Origin of the sequence: Clostridioides sp. ES-S-0048-02, from assembly GCF_020658495.1 — a bacterium.
Taxonomy (GTDB): domain Bacteria; phylum Bacillota; class Clostridia; order Peptostreptococcales; family Peptostreptococcaceae; genus Clostridioides.
The window spans coordinates 1-20,072 of record NZ_JACVWH010000027.1; the positions used below are offsets into that span (position 1 = coordinate 1).

The following is a 20,072-nucleotide window of genomic DNA, read 5'->3' on the forward strand; positions in this document are numbered from 1 at the left end:
ATCAGCATATATCTGAGTAAACTTTTCTCCTGTGGTCTTACTCATTTCTTTCATCTTATTACAAGTTACTCCACCAATTACATACAGATTTTGTGTTTGATGTGGCTTATAGTCTTTTATATCTACCGCTAAATAACTTTCTTTTGCCCTTTTGTAATATAACCCTAATATGTCTGCTGATACTTTATCATCACCACTGTACACTATTGTATGTTTATATCTATTATAATTATTTTCCTCTGATGAACTTATATGTTTAGTTATTGCTTCCACTATTGCAGTAGCTAATTTATCAGCACCTAATGTTGAATATTTATTTGCATCTTCAGTATCAACAAAACATACTTCTATTAGCATACTTTTTGCTTTAGTTTTATTTACTACATATAACCCACTTCCATCTTTCACTCCCCTGTTTACAAAGCCTAGGGCAGAGATTTTTTTACAAACATCTATAGCATCTTGATACTGTTTACCTTTGTAAGTGTAAACCTCGCATCCTCTGCCACTACCTGCATTAAAATGTATACTTATAAACCAGTCAAGGTCTTGTCTATTTGCCTGTGCTGTTATCTTAGATAAACATTCTGATTGGGTAGACGCTTTATCTATAGTACAATCGGCTACATTATTACCTAATTTTTTTAATTTATCTATTACTTTATATCCTACATTCCTAGTTTCTGTTGACTCATTTATTTTACCTATAGCTCCACTTCCTGGTCCTGTTTTTGTATGTCCACAATTTATACCTATTTTCATTATTTTTCACCATCCTTTAGTTGTTTATAAGTTTGATTTATACCGATTGATATACCCCAACAAATTACTCCTTGTAAGACTGCACTAGGATTTAGTCCTAACATCCATATTGAGAAACCTATCCCAAGTGCTAATAACACTACTGGAATATACTTATTATCTAGTTGTTTATATTTCTTACATCCTGCTCCTATAACATAAAGAGCAGCAACTAAAATTAGTAACTGCTCTGGTATAAAACTTATTAAATTATCCATTTATTTTCCTCCTAATTTAAAATATTCCTCTCTGAATAGCAAATATAAAGAATCCTATAAGTGTTGTAATCATTGTTCCAATTAGCCATTTGAGCATGCTTGTAAGTGAGTTCAAATTCTCACATAGTGCCTTTAACTCTGCTTTAGATTCTATATTTGCCACTTTTAATTCATCTATTTCATCATTATGTTTATTTATTGTTGCCTCATGTCGTTTCAAATTATCTTTGAAAAGTTCTTCATTCATGAAAACCTCCTTATTTGTATTAAAATAAGACTTAGAGGTTATCTAAGCCTTATAAAAAAATTCCAGTATTCACTTAAGTAATTACAATATTACTCTTACTTTTTTATTTATTGAAACTTAATTCTATAATTCTTTTATTGTTAGGTTTATATACTCTCTATTCTGTTTGCTATAATCTATACTCCTATATTCAAATTCTGAGTAATTTAATTCTATTTGTTCTATTCATTTTATCATCTCATTTATTTAAATTTTATAGCATACCAATTACAAGTTGTATAATCATCTTGAGTGTAAATAGGAAGATAAATACCATTTTCGTTCATGTAAGGCGTTCCTTTGTCAATGTGAATTACATTTCCAGTAGCATCATAACTAGTCTCGCCAGGTTGCCCCCTAAAAGAAAAAAATGATACTACACCAAAATCTTTATCAAAAACACCTTTACAAGCAAATGTAAAATTAAAACGAAAATAAGGATAAGAAGTTTTGTGGTTTTCAAAAGCAACAAAGATATTAGGTGTAAAATTTAATCCAGTTACTTTAATCCAGCGATTGTAAGCACAACTTTGACCACCATGATAATCAACTTCAAAAAGAGAAGCCCTACCTTCGGCTAGCAAAGCAGTAGTCGTCCCGCTTGCAACTTTATATTTAGAATTTAACTGACTTATAGTATTATTAGCTTGTGTTAACTTATTTGTTAAATCTTCTAAACTTACATCCCCACTATCAAATGATGCTTTTATTTTTTCTGACAACTCTACCAATGTATTATTTAGACTTGATTCAATATTCTTTAATGCTAATACATTTATGATAGAAGTTTTACCATTTATTAAGCCATGTTTCATTTCTTTAACTTTACTTGCTATATCTTGTAGACTGGCATCATCACCTAATGGCATTATATTCTTACTTATACTTACAACTTTTTCAGCTGTAGCATTAGCACTGTCTGTAACGACTATTTTAACCGTGTGTAGTGCGTTATCTTCTAATGTATAGTTAATTGTTTTCTCTGATGTTAAATCTGTTGTTAAGGTTTCTTTTAATACATCATCAATAAATACTTCGATTTTAGTTAGTAATGTAGGGTCTGTGTGGTCGGCTTTGAATGTTGCTGTAGTCGAGTTATATGAGGATATATTCAAAAATGGTAATGATTGTAGTAATGTTATTTTAGCGTAACCATTTTTAGAAGTAGTATTCCCGCCAGTCATTAAAATAGGATTTGTCATATAATATTCAGATGTAGGAAGTCTATCACTAAAATTAATGCCTATAGGCTTATAACTATCTTTAGTCAAAACATAACCACTTCCTCCACCACCATTACATTCTAATCTATTAGCAGTACTACTTGCACAACTAGCACCACCATACCAACCACCACCACCACCTACATCATTTTTGGGAAGAACACTAGTAGAATAACCAAATTCACCATCTTGACTTCCAGAATAACCTCTACCACCATTAAATTGTGTACCTCCAGGAGCATACGCATAAGCAGTATCAGCAAAACCATTATCACCTTTTTCACCACCACCATGTGCATTACCATTAACATACCCCTGGACAACACCACCTCCACCACCTGCAACAATTATACGAGAAGGAATTGACCAAGAAGCATCCCATTGAGTTGTAGTATATCCGTTGAGTCTTATATCTGTAGCACCTCCACCTTTGGCAACATTACCTCCGCCTCCTCCATTAAAACTACCACTAATACCAGTATTACTAGGGTCACTTCCATCTTGCCCAACATAAACATATAACGTTGTTTCTTTTTTTAGTGTTAATTCACCACTAGTGTAACCACCACGACTCCCAGAATCTTTAGGAACACCACTAGCACAACCACCAGCAGCACCCCAACACTCAAGTTTGTACTTGCCAGGTGGCAAAGTAACAATTTGACCCTTTCCTGTATAATTAAATTCATAAACTGTAGCCATTTAATCCACCTCTTTCTTAATTTATGGTTTTATTGTACCTAATTTTAAAACCATAAACGTCTGCAAAGTGTAGATGAAGTGTGGGCAAAATGTAAATGAATTTATATACTGAAAAAGGAACATTCCCTATACTGTAGGTTCTGCTCCTTCTACTACTCCACTATGTTCTATAATGTAGTTTTCAACTGACATCCTGTACTCTGTGTTGGTAACATCATCAAGTTCAAATACTCTATTTTTTAGAGGATTTAATCCCTTATTTAATATTCTTTCTGCTAATATTCTTACCACAACATTATTTATATTCATTACAACAATCCTCCTTGTAATTCATTAGTTATAATTAATAATTCATTTTCTAATTCTTCGTAACTAAGTTTTTTTTCGTATATTGGATTATCTGATAAAATTATATAGCTACATTTTAATGTTTCTGATATCTCTATTACATATAAATTGTTATTTTCATTAATTATTTTTTCTTTTTCCTCTAAAGAATTGTAATAAAATTGTTTTTTCATATCTATGCTCCTATCTTAACAATGTAACATCAGAAACTGATGTGTAAGCTTTTGAACTAGAACTATTTCCTGTTCCAACATCTGTTAATAACACTTGTATTTTTAGTTGTGTAGTATTATCAATAATTATGTCTTTTTTAAATTTTGTAGAACGACCACTAGCAGTAGCATCACATGAAAGATAAATATATTCTTTTTTTTCTCCATATATTATTTCTAATCTAGAATTTGCAAAAGTAGCCCAGTTTTTATAAACTTCTAAAGTTCCTTCAATCCTTAAACAACCTTTGATATTAGGTTTATCGTTATAAATAATGTATGGACTATTTACTTCTTCTACTCTTCCTGTATTTTTACATTTAACAATTAATATTGATTGTACTATAAAATTTATCGCATTAATTAAATTAGTAAATGAGCTTCGAGTACTTGCTGATACTCCTTTATATATTAAATTATCCGCTAATGCACTTTTTAATGTTACTATTTTTGTTCTAGTTACATCTAATTTATCTGTTCCAGCAAAAGGGCTTCCTAATGTACTTGCCACATTATTTTTTCCTATCTGTAAGTCATTTTTCACACTTTCTAATGCTGTCATAAGTCCACCTAAACTAGAATTTTCAGTTAATTTTTCTGTCATATCTTCACCTCACTTATATCATATCTATTAGATTATTTGCTATAGTAATACCTTTGATTCTCTGTCCATTTACTTCTGTTTCTAAATTATTCTGTTTTTCTGATAATGTATTATAATTTTTTGCTAGTTGATTTAATGCTTCCTCTACATTGTCACTTTCAAATAAGTTATCTGTATCTTTTATAGTTGTTTTCTCTGCTGTTGTTTCTATGCTATCTACACTAGTTTTTACCTCATTTAATGCACTAACTATATTTGTTTTATCTGTTGTATCAAGTTGTGTTGTATCTCCTATTTTATTGTTAATCTCTGTCTTAGTGGTTTCTATGTTACTTGTTAACTCTGTTTTAGTTGTATCTATTTTAGTGTCTAACTTATTGATATTTGTTAATATTTTTTCTTCATCTTTTTTAGTTAAAAATATTGCAGTTGGGTCAACAATTAATGTCACTTTCTCTACATTAGATACCTCTATGATAAATTTCAAATACAAATCTTTCATAGCTCCATTACCAACTTTTGGCTTATATGTTTCAGGACTTTTACAAATTGCAATCATGTCGCCTTCACTATCTATAAGAGCCATTTCTCTAACTGTAAATCCACCTATTGAACCAGGCACACATGCTGTTACAATAATCCAGTTAGGATTATTTTCATCCTTGTCAAAAGCATTTATATTCCCTTCCCAAACTTTATTTTTTAATGCTGTTTGGTCTTCTGTCGGATTGTAATAGCTTCCTCCTCCATCGCCTGCTTGAATCTTCTCTAGTACTACTGATTTGCCTAGCATTCCTGCGTTAGCAATCTTAGCTTTACCTATATTTGTAAGTATAGTGTAAAATTGTTCATCAGCCATTTATACCACCTCCTTTTGGATATACTGTCAATATTTCTGAACTCATGTTATGAGCTAATGCAAACTTAGCTTTAACATTAGCTTTTACTTCTTTACTTGAATAAGGATATACTGTTATTTCTTCACTCATAATTGTTGTTTGTGCAAAATAAGTTTTACTTTTTAATAAAGATACTAACTTATAACTTACAGATAGATGAGAAGGTTTTATAACATTTACTCTCTTATATAAATCTTCTAAATCTCGAGGAAAACCTTGAGTACTAGTTAATTCAACACCAAAAGTATATGTAGATATATTTTCATTTATTTTTATATTTGCACCTGTATAAGATTGAAGTATCATAGACATTCTTTTAGGTGTCATAATATATTTGCTTTGGAGCTTAGCAATGACTTTTCTTCTTCTAGTTTCTATAGGTTCATCTAAGTTAGTAGATAAACCTACTCTATTTTCCCAAAAACTTAAACCCCATGTTGCACTTTGAGGAAATAACTGTAATTCTATTTCTTTATTTAATAACTCTAGATTATCAAATTCGCTTCCTATAGCTTCATATATAGAGTTCATAATTAAACTTTGCTCATATATCGGTGACAATGTAAGAAGCATTTCTCTACCTTTTTTAGAAGCTATCATCCAACCACCTCGTTAACTATTTCCCCTACTCCGACCACTTGGTCCTGCAATTTTATATTTTCTTTTACATCATTTATAGTAAGATTAGAAAAGTCCTGTATACCTTCGTCTGTCAACATCATAGAACCTACTATTGCCTGTATAGCATTGTATGAGACTATTCCACCTAAATCAATCTTATCTAAATATTTGTCTATCTTAGCTTTTAGATTGTTCAATACTGTTTCTTCACTAAAACTGTTACTAAATATAAAACTAGCTTTTACATTAATAAGTAGTGTTTCGGGTGTTACAACTGTTACTAAAGCCCCGATAGGAGCTTTCCCATCTCTATTTTCTCCTTCTGATACATTTAATGGATATATATATTCTTGAACTTTATCTATTAATTCTTGTGTTACTGCTTTTCTATTTTTGTCTAATATTAATACTTTTACTGTCCCTGCTCCATTCCATTCGGAAACTACATAGGCATATCCCACTCCATCAACTTCTTTAGCCCAACGAATATAATCTGAACTAGCTCCACTAAGTTTGTCTTCTTGCTCTGCTACAAGAACTCTTTCTCTAAAATGTTCTTCGTCTTCTATATCTGTTCCACCTTTGAAATCCTCTTTATTATTAACAGATTTAATCCCATTAATAGAACCTAATAAAACAGTTACAGTATTTTGAGATACATTCCCTATAGTTCCTACAATCCTGCATTCTGCTTTAATATCTACTGTTTCATTTTCTCCTATAGTTTTAGTTTCAAGAAGCTCAAACTCTATACTCTGCTTTTCATCAGTTGCAACAGTAGTTACTACAGTCCCTTTTGCAATGATAGTTCCTTGTACACCTGTAAATGTAACCATGCCAACCGATTTAGTTGGTTGATTTTTAAATACTCCCTTACATTCACCAAGCCACTCTAAATAAGTTCCATAGCTAGTTTGAGGAAATGCAATCTTTAAACTATTTTGTAATCCTAATTGTTTTAACTGTGCAACTTCTTCTGCCGTAGGTCTTGTTGCATCATAAATAAAGTCTCCTTCTAGTGTGCTCACATCTTGAAAGTTGCTTAACATCCTTTCGTGTATTACTTCTTCATCTTCTGTCAAAAATACTGGTATAGGTAGTTCTCTTTCCATATAATCACCTACCTTTTTATATTGCCATCTATAGTTATATTTTCATCATCTATTGTCAATACATTAAATTCATACTCTACTAACCTGCTATTCTCCAACCAATTAAAACTAAATTCTCCTACTTCTTTTGTATATGGATGAACTAAAATAGTTTCTTTTATTAACCTAGATATTTCAAGTTCTTTAGCACTTTTAGATAAGTTACTAGCAATTAAATCTTTTATTTCACTTCCATATACACTAGAATAAGCTGACCTTTTATACCTAGGTGTTAATATAGATTTTTGACACCATTGTTTATATGCCTCTACCTTGTTACATCTTTTTAATGTTCCATCTGCATTTTTGACAAATTCACCTTTTATAAAGTCAAATAAAAAAGAACCTTTTAGGTCCAGTTCATTTTCATTATTATTTTTTAATTCTATAGTCTCAAAAGTTTCATTAACTGGAAATAGGTTTGGCATTTACAACCCTCCCAATTACTACAAATTCAGCTCCCATAACGGCTACTAATACATTATCACCTATAGCCAAGGGTTTTAATTCTTTCGGAGTTTCTATTTTATGTTTATGTCTATATTCTACACCTAACATTTCATCTGAAAGAGTAAAATAATCCTCTTTCAAGGTTAAATTCTCTAATACTAAATAGTCCTGTATTTCATCTTTATAGCCACTTACTTTAAGACCATTTGTTGTTATTTCTGCAAGTGAACAACCCATTCCAAAGACTCCATCATTAACACTTTTATTCATTTTTTCTTTTAATATTCTAGCAACTCCATTAAATCTAGCATCAGTCATTGTTATAAAATTTCCTCCTTATATAATCTAAAGTCCCTATATTGAGCTTCATTTTTGGTGTAGAGTCTAATGTATGAGTAACATCTATAACATAGTACTCTTTTCCTTTTAAACTTACTTTGTCACCTGCTCTTATTCTATTTATATCTACTACACAATCTACACTTATTGTTTCTTCTCCACTATTAAACATTGCTTCTGCTGCTTTCTTAGCTTCTTTTGCATTAGTTATCTTTTCATCTTGTTTAATCTTTTGTAGAGTTCCATACTTATCTGAGTCCTTTTTATAGGTGCCAATTATAGGTGCTTTTGTATTTTCATCTTTACTCTTACCTAACACTTTTACAGAAGTTACTGCATCATTAAAGCTACTGGTAAAGTTCACATCTTCTAATATACTATCTAATTTATATACATTTGCATTAGTACCAAGCTTGAATAATTTCAATTTATTATCCATTCTTACTCTAAATAAATCTCCACCCTTACTAGCGGTTTCCTTTAAATCCTTTTTAATCATATCCAGTATATTTGTCTTATGTATTACTTTAGCAAGTTTCTTTCCTGTGTTAGCTAGATTGTAGTAAGGTATATTCCATTGCTTACAGTAATATTCAATCCTCTGTGTTGCTGTATTTTCTTTAAAACTATATTGTTCTTCTGATTCTTCCATATAGACTGTTCTTTCTCTACAAGACAATGTCAGTTTCTTACTTTTTTCACTTCTTCTAGTTTCCCATATGACTCCATCAAAGATTGTTTCTTCTTTTTTACTCTCATAGGCTATATCAATTAGAACTATTTTATCACCTTTTTTAATTCCTATATCTTGAAGTTGCTTAGGTTCTACTAATGATACATCCATTTTATATGCAACTCCGTCTATAGCTTCACTTAATGTTATTCCTTCATTAAAATTTGCAATGTCATATTTGTTATTTAGTATTATTTTCATTTAGAAGGTATCACCAACTTTTGTCCTTTTTTAATAATATTTGGATTTTTACCAATAACTTTTTTATTTTCGGGTATATTATAAATCTCTTTCCACCTTGAACCCTTACCTAAAAGATTTTTAGCTATCTTATATAATGTATCACTTGCTTTAACAGTATATATTTTAGATTTAGTTTGAGTATTAGGTCTATTATCTTTTAAGTCTGTTTTAGCATTACTCTTAGTCTCTTTTTTTAATGTCTCTATCTTCAGTTCTCTGTAAGTTCTAAATGTTATCTCAATGTCCCTATCTTCTTCTCTTCCCGCTGTTTGAGTATTGCTAAAACTAGATATTGTAACTAACCCATTGTAACCAAAACCAGTTACTATTAAGCGTAATGGTTCGGCTTGGTCTACCCATTTTTCAAGCATTGCAACTACTTCGATTGGATTTTTTAACTCGCTATATCTACAATAAGAAGCATCATATAAATTGGGTAAGAATGTCTTGAATGATATTTCTCTTATCTTCTCTCCTTCTTTTTTAATGTCAAATTCACCTAAGTTCACTATATCAACAGTTTCAAATCTTTTTTCTTTTTTTATAGATAGATAATCTTGTGGATTTACTGGAAAATGGAAATCTATTTTTTCTTTTTCATTTTTTAGATAAATATCTATTACCAAGTTATCACCTCTTTTTACAATAAAAAAGCACTTACTCTTAATAAGTAAATGCTTTTCTCCTATTCATATTCTTTTTCTAAAGCTTCATCAATGAGTTGTTGTACAAAAATGTTATCTATTTCTTCGTCTTCACTATTTGTTTCCCACTCCCAGCCACTTATACACCTAATTATATAGTCATCATACACTCCCAAGTCATATACTCTAGATAGATTATTTATATTTATTTCTCCTAATCCTTCTACAAAATCAGTAAACCTCTTCAATTCATAAATTTTCTCATTTAGCATAACTAAGTAATCTTGATGCAATTCTTCGTTATATGTCTTGCATGTCAGCCATTCTGTATCAATGCTAAAAAGAGTTGGTTCAACTAAAGTTTCTTTTATACACTTTTTTATATAGCTAGTTTTTATATTGTCATCTAATATATATAATATCTCTTGTTTTTTCATATATGCACTCCTTAAAAATGTCTATATTATTAGTTATTAAATGCTGGATGTAACCATACATTTTCTGCCATGTTCATAAATTCATCAGTTGTTGCAGCAATCCAATTTATGCCCTGTAGCGTACTTCTACTATACTCAAATGACAAAACTTTTTGTTGGTCTTTATTACCCGAGCTATCAATTAAATTCGCTACAAACCAAAACTGATATTGCGTGATACTACTTGAATATTTTTCATCTGTAGCTTTTATTATATTTTTTGCAGATAGAAAACCACTTTTTAACATATCCTCAGGACTAAAGTTATCCAATAGTTGCATTTTTATAACTGCAATTTTATTGTTTTCGTCTAATTGTGTGTATTGAACATCCAATACGCTACCTTTTTCCATAGACTTTATTTCGTTTTTTATATTAGTCCCTACATCATTTTTATTATTATTATCTTCTGCATTATTTTCTTGGCTATTTTTATCTTCTTCTTCTTTTTTCTTGACCTCCTCTTGTGCTTTCTCTTCGTTTTCTTCATTCATTTTATTTTTAGACTTATTATTGTCTGTATATGAAACTTGTTTAACTGGTGTAGAATCCTTATCATCTAAACCTCTTGTAAGATAAATTGACCTAGCACAACTCATTGTTAATAAAGCTAAAAAACATCCCAAGACAATTTTACCCTTATTTTTATTTCCAACAGCTTTCACTAAAAATTCGATTGAAAAAACCACAAGTGTAATCGGAAAAAAACATATAGCCATAAGAGCTATAATAATTCTCATAACAATATTTAGTTTTTTAAATTTCTGCCACATAAAATTTCCCCCTCATAAATTTGCATATTTTAACAATATTATATCATTTATAAGGAGGATTTTTTTTAACAACAATTCGACATTATCCAATGTCTTGTAATGCTTCTCTTATTTCACTTTCTACTTGAGATAATATTTCTTGTATCATATCTTCCTTGTTATTACTCTCTTGAATATTGATAGATATTCCACCTAAATTTATTGTATTCCCATTATTTGAAATTAAATTCTGTGGTTGAGCTTCTCTATATTCTTTATTATCTGTATCTAAAACATTTGTGAAAGGAAATTGTCTAACATTATTTACAACATTAGAATAGCTTACTCCAACTTTTTGAGAAGGAGTTGAGCCTAATCCTAATATTTTACCTGTTTGTTCATACAAGCCTATCGCTCGATTTCTTCTAGCATTTGATAAAGGAATGACCATTTCAGCTCCATCTTCTCCACAAATACTTGGTTTACTTGCAACTCCTCCTTCTGCAAAATGACCAAATATATTACTTAGTATTCCGCCTCCTTCATTTACTGTTCTTTTGACAGTTGTTTGAGTAGTCTTAACATTAAAAGATGCACTTATTGGAGCTGAAACTGTTGCTCTTACACTATTCCAATAACTAATAACTTGACTCGACATAGCACTAACTTGGCTTAATACAGAACTACACATAGCAGAAATGGCACTTATAGCTGAACTACTTAAACTCGTAAAAGATGTCCTAGCTCCGTTGTACATGCTACTACATGCAACCCTTACATTTGATGCTAACATATTAAAAGAAGTTGTAGCACCATTGTACAGGCTACTTCCAGCTTCTCTTCCTATCTGTGATAGTTGTGTAAAGCTTTGTTTAGCCCCGTTATACATGTTTGTAGCTCCTTGCTGAACTGTTGCAGTAGCTTGGTTAAATGCCGTATCTATTCCACTTGTAAGATTACTATTATCTATTTGAGGAGTTGCACTATTTACAGCATTTGTTACTCCATTTTGTGTAGCTGTAGCTAGTTCATTACTTTTTTGCTGAACAGCTGGCACCCCTGCTTGAACTCCATTTACTACACCATTTGTCAAATCTGCACCTAATTGTTGCCCTGCTTGTTGTACAGCTGGGTTACCTTGAGTTAGAGCATTAGCCACTTCTTGATTCGCTTGTTGTGCTGTTTGAGAAGCTGAACCTTGTATTTGTGAAGATGCTTGAGCAAAGATACTCCTTACAGTTTCTAGAGTCTTTGGTCCTTCTATTCCTAGATTATTTAGATTTTCTAAAACTTTAGAAGCTTGAGTTTCAATTGGAGTGCTAAAGTCTACATCAGCAAATACTTGCCCCATCTTTCCATCCATTTTCCCTAGAGCTTCTTGTATTTGTGGTCCTGCTTGATTTATAGTTCCAAGCATACTATTTATGGCTCCACTCATACCATCCTTATTGAATCCACTTTTAAATGAATTAAATGTATCACTCAAGCCTTTTTTTAAGTTTGTAGTATCTAGTGCAGTAGAAGCCTGCGAGAAAATAGTTCTTAATGTGTCTATAGCTTGTGTTCCTTCCAATCCTAGACTATTTAGATTCTGTAATACTTTAGTTTTTTGTGTATCTATAGAAGAATTAAAATCCACTCCCTTAAAAATCTCTGATGCTTTACCACCTAGATTTTTCAATGTTTCTAGAGCCTGTGGTCCTGTTGATTTCAGCGAATTTAGCATTCCTGTTACTCCATCTTTCAGACCGCCTACGTTTGTTCCTTCTTTAAATGCATTGAAAGCATTACTCATACCTTGTTTAACACTATTTGAAGAACCAGCTCCATACTTATTTATAAAATTCATGGTTTCTTGTATGCTATTTCTGTAGTCTTCTGCATTTAATTTTCCTGCCTTAAAAGCGTCATTTAAATTTTTAGTAATCTTTTCAACCTTTTCATCAGGTTTCATATTAGCACTTACACCTGACAAAATTATAGCCATATTATCATTTAACCCTCGCATCATAGTAAGAGAACTTTCGCCCATACCATCTAAAGAATTTCCTAGAGCCTTTGCAATTTCACTAGACTTTCTTTCAGTTACATTTTTAGATTGTTCAAAAGCCACAGAAAAAGCTTTTGTCACTCCTTGTAATTGTTTTTGGCTAGCAGTTTTTAACATAGCTGTAGCATTTGAAGTTTCTCCTGCTATATCACTTAGCGCTTCCTTTGTATTTGTTTTTATCTCTGCCATAGTTTTGCCAAAAATATTTTTTAATGAAGAAGCTTTTTCGCCCCAACTTTTATTTGATAATAATATTCCTATGGCTTGACCTATTGAGCTTATAATTATAAGAAGATTCCCTCCTACAAGCTTTATTGTTCCTCCTACACGTTCCATAAGTCCTGTTACAAAGTCACCAAACACACCAAATCTCTCTTGCAAAGACATTATAGCCACTTTATTGTTAGAAATAGCAACAGACATTCCTGCAAAAGCTATAACAATAGCTCCTATTGCTACAGGTAGTAATATAGCACTTATGCTTGTGGCTCCTATAGTTGCTTTAAGCAATCTTAGTGACCTTATTGCACTACCAAAAACAAAAGCTGTTTTAAGCACTAATATTGCTCCAACTACAGACATTATTCCAGGTAACAAAACTTGGAATCCTGCCTTTATTTTATCGAAATTATTAACAAACTTAGCAGTTGTACTTACCATAGCTTCTCCAATTTGTGGTATTTTTGCTGTCAAGTCCTCTACGAATTTACGAGTCATAGGACCTAATTCTCTTCCTACACTTTCTTTCACTCCATCTATAGAACTTTTTAGCAAAGTAAATTGTCCCGACAGAGTATCTAACTTCATATCAGCTATTTTTTTTGCCATCCCTTCACTTTCAGCTATGGCTTTTTTTAGTTTATTGTAGTCACTTTCACTTGCATTTATTATTGCAGCCCAACCACTACTTGCATTAGCCCCTACTATATCTCCTAAAGCTCCTACTGCTTTAGTATTTTCAAGACCACCTAATTTTTTTCTAAGCTCATCTATTGTTGCTGCTAAATCTAAGCTTCCATCTTTTGTAGTTTTCATTTCTATTCCATATTTTTTCATAGCCGCAGAAGCTCGCTTAGGCTCATTTATAAGTCTTAAAAGCCCCATTCTTAGAGAAGTGCCTGCTTGGCTTCCTTTAATAGCACTACTTGCCATTAATCCAGTTGCCAGAGCTACATCCTTCATAGGTACACCTAATGAACCTCCTAGAGAGCCAATGAATTTAAGTGTTTCCCCAAATAACTCAACATTGGTGTTAGAGTTTGTTATAGTTGCAGCCATAATGTCAACGAATTGGCCAGTATCTTTAGCAGTCATTCCTAGTGATGTTAATCCATCCGTCACTATATCAGATGTTAGTGCCAAATCGGTACCTCCTGCTGATGCAAGATTTAGTATACTTGGCATACCTTCGATAATTTGATTAGTTTTCCATCCTGCCATACCTGCATAATACATCGCATCCCCCACTTCTTTTGATGTATAAACAGTTGTTTTCCCAAGATTTCTAGCTTTATTTGTTAAACTATCTATTTCTTTTCCAGAAGCTCCCGTTACAGCTTCAACATTTTTCATTGATTGCTCGAAATTTGCAAAAGTCTTTATCGAAGAACCAACTCCTATACCTCCCAACAAAGCTCCTGCGGCAGCCGTTAACTGAGCGAATTTACTAATAGCTCCACTTACAAAAGAGTTTATTTTTCCTGTAATTCCTCCAAGTGCTGAACTAGCTTCATCTCTAATCTTAACTGCCACTTCATATCTCTTACTTACGAATTCTTGTAGTTTATTTTTAGTTCGAGAAATAGTGTTTATAGCTTCATCTGCCTGTGTCTTTATCTTTATAATAGTATCAGCTTTCAAATTCTGTATCTTAGCTTTTATTTTGTCTATTATAGAGCTAGACTCATCTTGTCCTCGAATTATTATAGGTGGTGCAGGCTTAGCAACTTCTTTTATCTTATTATTAACTTTGTTAACAGTAGAACTCGCATTATCTGTAGCTTTTAACCTTGCTGTTACTGTCTTTCTAGCTTTATTAACATTATTACTAGCCCTATTAGCTACATTACTAGCATTGTCTGTAGCCTTTATTCTTGCTGTAACAGTTTTTTTTGCTTTATTCATATTGTTATTAACTCTATTTACAACACTTGAAGCTTTATCTGTAGCTTTTATAGCAGGATTAACTTTTATTCGGTTAAGTGTTTGCATCCTTTTTTCTGTCTGCTTCATGTATTTTTCCATAGCACTTAGTTTGCTTTTTGTTTCTCCATCACCTTTTGCACTTATGACAACATCAATATGGTACATTTCCTTTTTAGCTATTTCCCTCACCTACCTTTCTACAGATATTTATTTTTTCATAGCTTTATTTTCTTGCTCTATTTCATTTTGAGTAAATACTTTCATTAAGCGTTGAGACATTAAATTTTTCTTAACATAAACATCTGGGGGAACATGATGCTTAACAAAGATGTTATTTAAAACAGTCAGTCGTCCCCCCATTTTTATTAGTTTTTTATATCATCGTCACTTATCTCATCATAAAAACCGGATAATTCTAATATTTGGTCACTTATTTTACTCAGTTCTCCTGCTAGGAATTTTCTCTTTATAAATTCTCTAGCATTTGTTACTTTCATAGCATCAAGTAATTTTTGATTAGAAAAGTTAGGTTTCACAGTCCCTTTTTCTATCAATGCTAGATTAAACTCATCATCATTTAATTTTTCTTCTCTTCGCCCTTGGACTTTTACAATTTTAGTGCAATCTTTTCTTATTTTACTAATCTCTTTTTCTGTTAATGCTTTCAATGTGATTGGTATTCCTAATCTTTCTAAAAATACAGTTCTTTCGGGTACTGGTGAATTCTCCAATAGCTTTGCTATTATTTCATCCTCTTTCATCTTCAACCTATCTTCATTCGTTTCTTCTATTTCTTCATCTAAATCATAATCTTCTTTTTCTATTTCCTCATTTTCTAACTCTCTTTTATCAATATCTAACATACTATTCCTCCAATATTTTTAATTTTAAAAAGCTACAAACAAACTTAATTGCTTATAGCTTTAAGTGAAACACTATTTTGTTTTAAAGTTCGTTTAATAAATCATACCCTCTAAAACTTCCCTCTACTTCTATCTTTACAATCTCACCAGCTTTAGAATTTATAAGAGGCAATTTTTTTAATCTACAATTCTTTAATCTAATACTTTCATATCCTAATGTTTCAGAATTAGATAAATTATATATTATTTCAAAAGACCTAAATCCTAATTTTGCAAATCTTGAATCTGTCTTATATCCATTCAAGGAGAATGAACCTTTAGTAGTACCAACCCTTGATATTTCATTTTGACACCCTAACAGTTTAATACTTTGCTCATCTTGCTCAAAATCAGCTTTTATTTCTTCCATGTATAGCTCTTCTGCACCATCAATAAGTATAACTACATCAGAACCATTCAGAAAACTGGCTTCTTCTATATAATCATCATTGTACATAATCTATAACCTCCTTTATCCTAGGTATCCAGTACCATAAATTTTCTTCATTACATCAATCTTGACAGCGTCCCATTTCCAATAAAACTCATCTGCTTTGGCAGTTGCTTGAAGTTCTGTATCTATATCAACATTAAACTCTGATATAATACCTTGGCTCATTAATTCTTCAAAATATTTCTTTAATGCACATATAACAGTTGTCTGCCCTGTCGCATCATTAAATATTTTCCCTACAAACTCTTTTCTTTTTAGAGAAGTATCTTTATTTATAGTGTTAATAAACATGATATTAGAGATATATCCCATTGCTTCATTCTTATCATCTGTATACTTCTTAAAGGTGTTTACATCATCAACTATAATCACGTCTCCATCATCAAAATCAAGTATTAGTGTACCTGACTTCAAACACTCTTTGACTTCGCTTTGACTTAATCTTGGTTCTACTTCTTCAAATATAGTCTTAGCATTACATATACTACCTGTTATGCCTTTGCTTACAGAAAGAGCAGCAGTGTAAACGGCTACTTCGCTAGGTGTATATTTTATTCCCTCATAATAAGCTGAGCTTCCAGTGTTAATTATATTTTCATCATTAAAACTTTTTGATTTATCATTAATTTGTTTTATATTATCCTCTGTTTTTCCCCCTAGAAATAACAGTATGTCTTTTCCTAATTCTTTATTTTTAGCCACCCAAGCCTTCGTAGTTTCTTGCAAAGCTTCCTCAGCTACACCATCAAGTACAAAGCTATCAAAACTATATCTCTCAAATTCTTCTAATGCTTTTAGATAAGATTCATTAGTGATAGAAGTACAACCATCATTACCACCCTCAAGTGCTACATTTACTAAGTTTGCTAATGTTGTATCACTATCAGCTACCTTAGTTGCAATTACATACTCATTATCTAAATTAGAGTTTATTTCTAGCACTATTTCATCTATAGTACCTTTAACACTTGAACTAAATAACTGTTTAGTTCCTTCAAAGAATATAAAATCCTTTTTATCTGAATCTACTAAATTAGATTTTATTGTTACATTAAAGTTTCTAGCTGTTGGATACTTAGTTTCTAGCTTAATTACATCTTTTGCACTATTCTCTGTAGTATCTTTAAGTATTAATGTACCATTTTTTTGTTTTCCATCTACGAGCCTATATAGTAACAGTTCTTTTACATTCCCTAGTAAAGCTAGTTTTCCTAACTTGTAAGCTGAATAGTTAATATCATCACCAAGTAAAGTTTTAAGTTGTCTCAAATCATTTTTTATTGTTATTACCTTACCTACATCTCCCCAATTAGCTTTAACTGGCATTGCTAATCTACCCTTTAAACCTGTGTTTGTAGACTTTTCTGCTTGTGTTTTAAAGCGATTATAAAAGCCAGGTATTTCTTTTTTTTCTTTTTCATTCCATGTTCCTGTTGCCATTTTTACTTCACCTCTCTTTCTAAGAAATCTTTTATTAATTTCTCAAACTCTACTTTTGTAAGTTCTTCTTTCTTACAATTAAATAAAGCACCTGCAACTACTTCTTTCTTGTAGCCAAGTGCTTCACTATTTTTTAAGAAATCTTCTTTTGAATATTTTTCTTCCTGCTTACTTACATTAATCTTTTTATTATTTGTTTCAGCCAATCCTTGCACCTCCTATCTTAAATTTCCACTATTATAAATTTCATTCATAATAGGTCCTTCTCTTTTTATCTTACCTATCATTTTAAATATGACTGTTAATTGTCCTGTAGTAAACATGTCTGATTCTCTATCCTCAACTACGCTAACAATAGTTAAATACATGTTTTTATCTTCTCTAAGTCTTACTCTCTTATCTATTATTAGCTTAGTCTCTAATTCTTCAAGAAGCTTAACTATTTCATCTTTATTTTTACTTACCACGTGACATTTCATAGTTTTAGTAATCTCAATCAGATGATAGTTAATCCTTTTGTTTTCAACATTTGTAGTTCGCCACAAACAACATGGTGCTATAAAATTTTTCTTCCAATTGTCCTTGTAACTCTCGATTTCTAATAAATCTTTTGTGTACTTAGATAGAGCTTCAACCCATCTATCATTAGTTATATCTTCTTTATCATCTAAAGCTATTATGCTAAACCTCAGACACCTTATTATAGCTTCCCATTCTTCGTCTATAACATCTTGACCAATTGCACCCTCATAAATACATGTAAATACCTCGTTAGTAGTATCATCTGTTATAGTTTTAAAATCTAAAGTTTCTATAACTTCTTTTGTAAGTTCATCTAGTTTATTAAATGTGGTTCTTTTCTCATATAACCAAATATTTATGTTTCTTCTAAAACCTATAACCTCGCCCTCGCTGTCAGAATCTTCGCCTTGAACAATTACAGCATATGGTTTTATAGTCTTTTTGTTTGCTACAGTTGGTTCATAGCAATCTTTTAATCTTGGTATGTTATCAATTAAGGCTTTTCTTATTCCTGCTCTCATATTATTTACTCCAATGTCCTTCTACTAATTTACCTATTTTAGATATATTCTTGCTAACTGTAGACTCTAAAGAATGTGTCCCTTTAGTGCCAGGATGTTGTACTTGTTTTACAGGATGTGAAGCTCCATTCCAAAATAAAGCTTTTGCACTTCTTGGTTTTATAACATGAGGTGCTGAACCTTCCTCTAAAACATTTCCATAGTCAACACCATGACCTAGACGGACAATGTATTGATTTCCTCCACCTAGACTAGTTCCTGTTATACCTTGTCTTGCATTTCCTGTCCTGTCAGTCCATTTTGCACTATTTTTGGCTTCTCCTTCTAGCATAAAAGCTATATTCATACACAAAAGTGGCATTGTAGCCTTTTTCCTATCAATTTCATTTATAGCCTTAGTAAACACACTCATACTAAACCACCTCTAATCTAACTTTTCAAGACCACATACATATCCACAAATCTTTTCTTCAACTACAATAGGATTTACATAATTTAATTTCATAGTACCTTCAATACATTTAAATGTTATATCATTTTCAGTATTCAATCTTAAATCAGCTTCTTTATCTGCAACCATACCAAAGTTCTTATTTCTATATGCTGTACCAATAGTTTCACTATTTATTACTGTATCATTAGTTTTCTCGGGATATATAACTACTGTTAGTTCTTTTACTTCATCTGTAATCTCAATAGCTCCATCCACTATTTTTTTAATTTCTTGTTCTATAGTTATTGTTTGAGGATTTAAAGCTATCCCTCTATTGATAGTCTTTATTATCTTATCAGCTCTTAATTTTCTCATTGTCCATCAACTCTTGTCATAGATGTTTTATATCCTGTGTTAGTTGTTTCATTCTTTGATTTTTCTTCTAAATAATCAGTTTTATATATATCTGCTAATGACAACCAGTATGAACTATTACTACTTTTAGTTTCTATAGGACCTATTTTAATACAATCATCTGTAGAACCTTTGAGTAAACAACCTCTCCATGAAGCTTTTAGGATATTATTATCATTAGATTCAAGAAGTAACTGTAATTGTTCATCTGTAAAGTATGGATACTCTTCTTCTTGTAAATTGAGTTTTAATTTATCTAAATTGTTAATAGCCATGTCTACTCACCATCTTTGTTGAGAATCTCATTATTATTCTTTTCCTCAGCTTCTCCTATTACTTCTATATAGCCCTTTTCTTCCATGAGTTCTTGGTCAATTTTTCTAATCTCAAACACATCATCTATTTTATAACAGTCATTATCATATTTTAAGTAAACCAAAGCTTTTACTTGCAAATTATCTTTCTTTTTAGCCATAATTATCACCCCTT

At 31.3% G+C, this 20,072-nt stretch carries 27 protein-coding genes; all 27 read right to left on the bottom strand.

Annotation, left to right across the window (positions count from 1 at the left end; translation table 11 throughout):
* Positions 1 to 762: N-acetylmuramoyl-L-alanine amidase (locus IC173_RS18780; protein ID WP_227856074.1), on the bottom strand; the 762-nt coding region annotated here is incomplete at its 3' end.
* On the bottom strand, positions 762 to 1,019 hold the full coding sequence (locus IC173_RS18785; RefSeq protein WP_167653770.1) for a phage holin family protein: 258 nt from the start codon (positions 1,017 to 1,019) through the stop codon (positions 762 to 764). The genes IC173_RS18785 and IC173_RS18780, both read right to left, overlap by 1 nt.
* A 16-nt stretch (positions 1,020 to 1,035) precedes the next feature.
* Complete coding sequence (locus tag IC173_RS18790; RefSeq protein ID WP_227856075.1) at positions 1,036 to 1,266, bottom strand: hemolysin XhlA family protein; 231 nt, start codon at positions 1,264 to 1,266, stop codon at positions 1,036 to 1,038.
* Between the two features lie 242 nt (positions 1,267 to 1,508).
* Positions 1,509 to 3,230 carry a glycine rich domain-containing protein gene (locus IC173_RS18795; protein WP_227856076.1) on the bottom strand — a complete coding sequence of 574 codons (1,722 nt, stop codon included), beginning with the start codon at positions 3,228 to 3,230 and terminating at the stop codon, positions 1,509 to 1,511.
* A 126-nt stretch (positions 3,231 to 3,356) separates the two neighbouring features.
* Complete coding sequence (locus tag IC173_RS18800) at positions 3,357 to 3,539, bottom strand: hypothetical protein (RefSeq protein ID WP_227856077.1); 183 nt, start codon at positions 3,537 to 3,539, stop codon at positions 3,357 to 3,359.
* The gene (locus tag IC173_RS18805; protein ID WP_227856078.1) at positions 3,539 to 3,751 is read right to left on the bottom strand and encodes a hypothetical protein; all 213 of its coding nucleotides are present in this window, start codon (positions 3,749 to 3,751) and stop codon (positions 3,539 to 3,541) included. Before IC173_RS18805 ends, IC173_RS18800 begins: the two co-directional genes overlap by 1 nt.
* A 10-nt stretch (positions 3,752 to 3,761) precedes the next feature.
* Positions 3,762 to 4,394, bottom strand: a complete 633-nt coding sequence (locus IC173_RS18810) for a hypothetical protein (protein WP_227856079.1) — start codon at positions 4,392 to 4,394, stop codon at positions 3,762 to 3,764.
* Positions 4,395 to 4,407: 13 nt separating this feature from the next.
* Complete coding sequence (locus tag IC173_RS18815; RefSeq protein WP_227856080.1) at positions 4,408 to 5,253, bottom strand: phage tail protein; 846 nt, start codon at positions 5,251 to 5,253, stop codon at positions 4,408 to 4,410.
* A complete protein-coding gene (locus tag IC173_RS18820; RefSeq protein ID WP_227856081.1) occupies positions 5,246 to 5,893 on the bottom strand; it encodes a YmfQ family protein in 648 nt (215 codons plus the stop codon). The genes IC173_RS18815 and IC173_RS18820 overlap by 8 nt, the downstream gene beginning before the upstream one ends.
* Complete coding sequence (locus IC173_RS18825; protein WP_227856082.1) at positions 5,890 to 7,026, bottom strand: baseplate J/gp47 family protein; 1,137 nt, start codon at positions 7,024 to 7,026, stop codon at positions 5,890 to 5,892. The genes IC173_RS18820 and IC173_RS18825 overlap by 4 nt, the downstream gene beginning before the upstream one ends.
* A gap of 8 nt (positions 7,027 to 7,034) precedes the next feature.
* Complete coding sequence (locus IC173_RS18830; RefSeq protein WP_227856083.1) at positions 7,035 to 7,493, bottom strand: DUF2634 domain-containing protein; 459 nt, start codon at positions 7,491 to 7,493, stop codon at positions 7,035 to 7,037.
* Positions 7,471 to 7,833 (bottom strand): hypothetical protein, encoded by a 363-nt coding sequence (locus IC173_RS18835; protein ID WP_227856084.1) that lies wholly within the window; start codon positions 7,831 to 7,833, stop codon positions 7,471 to 7,473. The genes IC173_RS18830 and IC173_RS18835 overlap by 23 nt, the downstream gene beginning before the upstream one ends.
* A complete protein-coding gene (locus IC173_RS18840; protein WP_227856085.1) occupies positions 7,826 to 8,788 on the bottom strand; it encodes an XkdQ in 963 nt (320 codons plus the stop codon). Before IC173_RS18840 ends, IC173_RS18835 begins: the two co-directional genes overlap by 8 nt.
* Positions 8,785 to 9,456, bottom strand: a complete 672-nt coding sequence (locus IC173_RS18845; RefSeq protein WP_227856086.1) for a LysM peptidoglycan-binding domain-containing protein — start codon at positions 9,454 to 9,456, stop codon at positions 8,785 to 8,787. The genes IC173_RS18840 and IC173_RS18845 overlap by 4 nt, the downstream gene beginning before the upstream one ends.
* A 59-nt stretch (positions 9,457 to 9,515) precedes the next feature.
* Positions 9,516 to 9,911 carry a hypothetical protein gene (locus tag IC173_RS18850; protein WP_227856087.1) on the bottom strand — a complete coding sequence of 132 codons (396 nt, stop codon included), beginning with the start codon at positions 9,909 to 9,911 and terminating at the stop codon, positions 9,516 to 9,518.
* Between the two features lie 29 nt (positions 9,912 to 9,940).
* A complete protein-coding gene (locus IC173_RS18855) occupies positions 9,941 to 10,723 on the bottom strand; it encodes a hypothetical protein (protein ID WP_227856088.1) in 783 nt (260 codons plus the stop codon).
* Between the two features lie 82 nt (positions 10,724 to 10,805).
* Positions 10,806 to 15,062, bottom strand: coding sequence for a phage tail tape measure protein (locus IC173_RS18860; RefSeq protein ID WP_227856089.1), 4,257 nt, complete (start codon positions 15,060 to 15,062; stop codon positions 10,806 to 10,808).
* Positions 15,063 to 15,104: 42 nt separating this feature from the next.
* Positions 15,105 to 15,257 carry a hypothetical protein gene (locus IC173_RS18865; protein WP_016056327.1) on the bottom strand — a complete coding sequence of 51 codons (153 nt, stop codon included), beginning with the start codon at positions 15,255 to 15,257 and terminating at the stop codon, positions 15,105 to 15,107.
* 5 nt (positions 15,258 to 15,262) lie between these two features.
* Positions 15,263 to 15,760 carry a phage tail assembly chaperone gene (locus IC173_RS18870; RefSeq protein ID WP_227856090.1) on the bottom strand — a complete coding sequence of 166 codons (498 nt, stop codon included), beginning with the start codon at positions 15,758 to 15,760 and terminating at the stop codon, positions 15,263 to 15,265.
* Positions 15,761 to 15,842: 82 nt separating this feature from the next.
* Entirely contained in the window at positions 15,843 to 16,256 is a 414-nt protein-coding gene (locus IC173_RS18875; protein WP_227451124.1) for a phage tail tube protein, read from the bottom strand.
* A gap of 15 nt (positions 16,257 to 16,271) precedes the next feature.
* Positions 16,272 to 17,693: a phage tail sheath subtilisin-like domain-containing protein gene (locus IC173_RS18880; RefSeq protein ID WP_227856091.1), complete on the bottom strand. Its 1,422-nt coding sequence runs from the start codon at positions 17,691 to 17,693 to the stop codon at positions 16,272 to 16,274.
* A 2-nt stretch (positions 17,694 to 17,695) separates the two neighbouring features.
* Positions 17,696 to 17,899: a hypothetical protein gene (locus IC173_RS18885; protein WP_227856092.1), complete on the bottom strand. Its 204-nt coding sequence runs from the start codon at positions 17,897 to 17,899 to the stop codon at positions 17,696 to 17,698.
* 12 nt (positions 17,900 to 17,911) lie between these two features.
* Complete coding sequence (locus IC173_RS18890; protein ID WP_227856093.1) at positions 17,912 to 18,736, bottom strand: hypothetical protein; 825 nt, start codon at positions 18,734 to 18,736, stop codon at positions 17,912 to 17,914.
* Between the two features lies 1 nt (position 18,737).
* The gene (locus IC173_RS18895) at positions 18,738 to 19,148 is read right to left on the bottom strand and encodes a hypothetical protein (RefSeq protein ID WP_227856094.1); all 411 of its coding nucleotides are present in this window, start codon (positions 19,146 to 19,148) and stop codon (positions 18,738 to 18,740) included.
* 12 nt (positions 19,149 to 19,160) lie between these two features.
* Positions 19,161 to 19,544: a hypothetical protein gene (locus IC173_RS18900; RefSeq protein WP_227856095.1), complete on the bottom strand. Its 384-nt coding sequence runs from the start codon at positions 19,542 to 19,544 to the stop codon at positions 19,161 to 19,163.
* Positions 19,541 to 19,858 (bottom strand): hypothetical protein, encoded by a 318-nt coding sequence (locus IC173_RS18905; protein ID WP_227856096.1) that lies wholly within the window; start codon positions 19,856 to 19,858, stop codon positions 19,541 to 19,543. Before IC173_RS18905 ends, IC173_RS18900 begins: the two co-directional genes overlap by 4 nt.
* A 2-nt stretch (positions 19,859 to 19,860) precedes the next feature.
* Positions 19,861 to 20,058: a hypothetical protein gene (locus IC173_RS18910; RefSeq protein ID WP_227856097.1), complete on the bottom strand. Its 198-nt coding sequence runs from the start codon at positions 20,056 to 20,058 to the stop codon at positions 19,861 to 19,863.
* Positions 20,059 to 20,072 lie beyond the last annotated feature (14 nt).

Excerpts from the sequence above, each read along its gene's own strand:
- IC173_RS18810 (WP_227856079.1), bottom strand. The coding sequence starts at position 4,394 with ATGACAGAAAAATTAACTGAAAATTCTAGTTTAGGTGGACTTATGACA.
- IC173_RS18880 (WP_227856091.1), bottom strand. The coding sequence starts at position 17,693 with ATGGCAACAGGAACATGGAATGAAAAAGAAAAAAAAGAAATACCTGGC.
- IC173_RS18815 (WP_227856080.1), bottom strand. The coding sequence starts at position 5,253 with ATGGCTGATGAACAATTTTACACTATACTTACAAATATAGGTAAAGCT.
- IC173_RS18790 (WP_227856075.1), bottom strand. The coding sequence starts at position 1,266 with ATGAATGAAGAACTTTTCAAAGATAATTTGAAACGACATGAGGCAACA.
- IC173_RS18890 (WP_227856093.1), bottom strand. The coding sequence starts at position 18,736 with ATGAGAGCAGGAATAAGAAAAGCCTTAATTGATAACATACCAAGATTA.
- IC173_RS18820 (WP_227856081.1), bottom strand. The coding sequence starts at position 5,893 with ATGATAGCTTCTAAAAAAGGTAGAGAAATGCTTCTTACATTGTCACCG.
- IC173_RS18860 (WP_227856089.1), bottom strand. The coding sequence starts at position 15,062 with ATGTACCATATTGATGTTGTCATAAGTGCAAAAGGTGATGGAGAAACA.
- IC173_RS18805 (WP_227856078.1), bottom strand. The coding sequence starts at position 3,751 with ATGAAAAAACAATTTTATTACAATTCTTTAGAGGAAAAAGAAAAAATA.
- IC173_RS18895 (WP_227856094.1), bottom strand. The coding sequence starts at position 19,148 with ATGAGTGTGTTTACTAAGGCTATAAATGAAATTGATAGGAAAAAGGCT.
- IC173_RS18875 (WP_227451124.1), bottom strand. The coding sequence starts at position 16,256 with ATGTACAATGATGATTATATAGAAGAAGCCAGTTTTCTGAATGGTTCT.
- IC173_RS18840 (WP_227856085.1), bottom strand. The coding sequence starts at position 8,788 with ATGAAAATAATACTAAATAACAAATATGACATTGCAAATTTTAATGAA.
- IC173_RS18795 (WP_227856076.1), bottom strand. The coding sequence starts at position 3,230 with ATGGCTACAGTTTATGAATTTAATTATACAGGAAAGGGTCAAATTGTT.
- IC173_RS18900 (WP_227856095.1), bottom strand. The coding sequence starts at position 19,544 with ATGAGAAAATTAAGAGCTGATAAGATAATAAAGACTATCAATAGAGGG.
- IC173_RS18850 (WP_227856087.1), bottom strand. The coding sequence starts at position 9,911 with ATGAAAAAACAAGAGATATTATATATATTAGATGACAATATAAAAACT.
- IC173_RS18835 (WP_227856084.1), bottom strand. The coding sequence starts at position 7,833 with ATGACTGATGCTAGATTTAATGGAGTTGCTAGAATATTAAAAGAAAAA.
- IC173_RS18905 (WP_227856096.1), bottom strand. The coding sequence starts at position 19,858 with ATGGCTATTAACAATTTAGATAAATTAAAACTCAATTTACAAGAAGAA.
- IC173_RS18825 (WP_227856082.1), bottom strand. The coding sequence starts at position 7,026 with ATGGAAAGAGAACTACCTATACCAGTATTTTTGACAGAAGATGAAGAA.
- IC173_RS18855 (WP_227856088.1), bottom strand. The coding sequence starts at position 10,723 with ATGTGGCAGAAATTTAAAAAACTAAATATTGTTATGAGAATTATTATA.
- IC173_RS18870 (WP_227856090.1), bottom strand. The coding sequence starts at position 15,760 with ATGTTAGATATTGATAAAAGAGAGTTAGAAAATGAGGAAATAGAAAAA.
- IC173_RS18800 (WP_227856077.1), bottom strand. The coding sequence starts at position 3,539 with ATGAATATAAATAATGTTGTGGTAAGAATATTAGCAGAAAGAATATTA.
- IC173_RS18865 (WP_016056327.1), bottom strand. The coding sequence starts at position 15,257 with ATGGGGGGACGACTGACTGTTTTAAATAACATCTTTGTTAAGCATCAT.
- IC173_RS18785 (WP_167653770.1), bottom strand. The coding sequence starts at position 1,019 with ATGGATAATTTAATAAGTTTTATACCAGAGCAGTTACTAATTTTAGTT.
- IC173_RS18830 (WP_227856083.1), bottom strand. The coding sequence starts at position 7,493 with ATGCCAAACCTATTTCCAGTTAATGAAACTTTTGAGACTATAGAATTA.
- IC173_RS18910 (WP_227856097.1), bottom strand. The coding sequence starts at position 20,058 with ATGGCTAAAAAGAAAGATAATTTGCAAGTAAAAGCTTTGGTTTACTTA.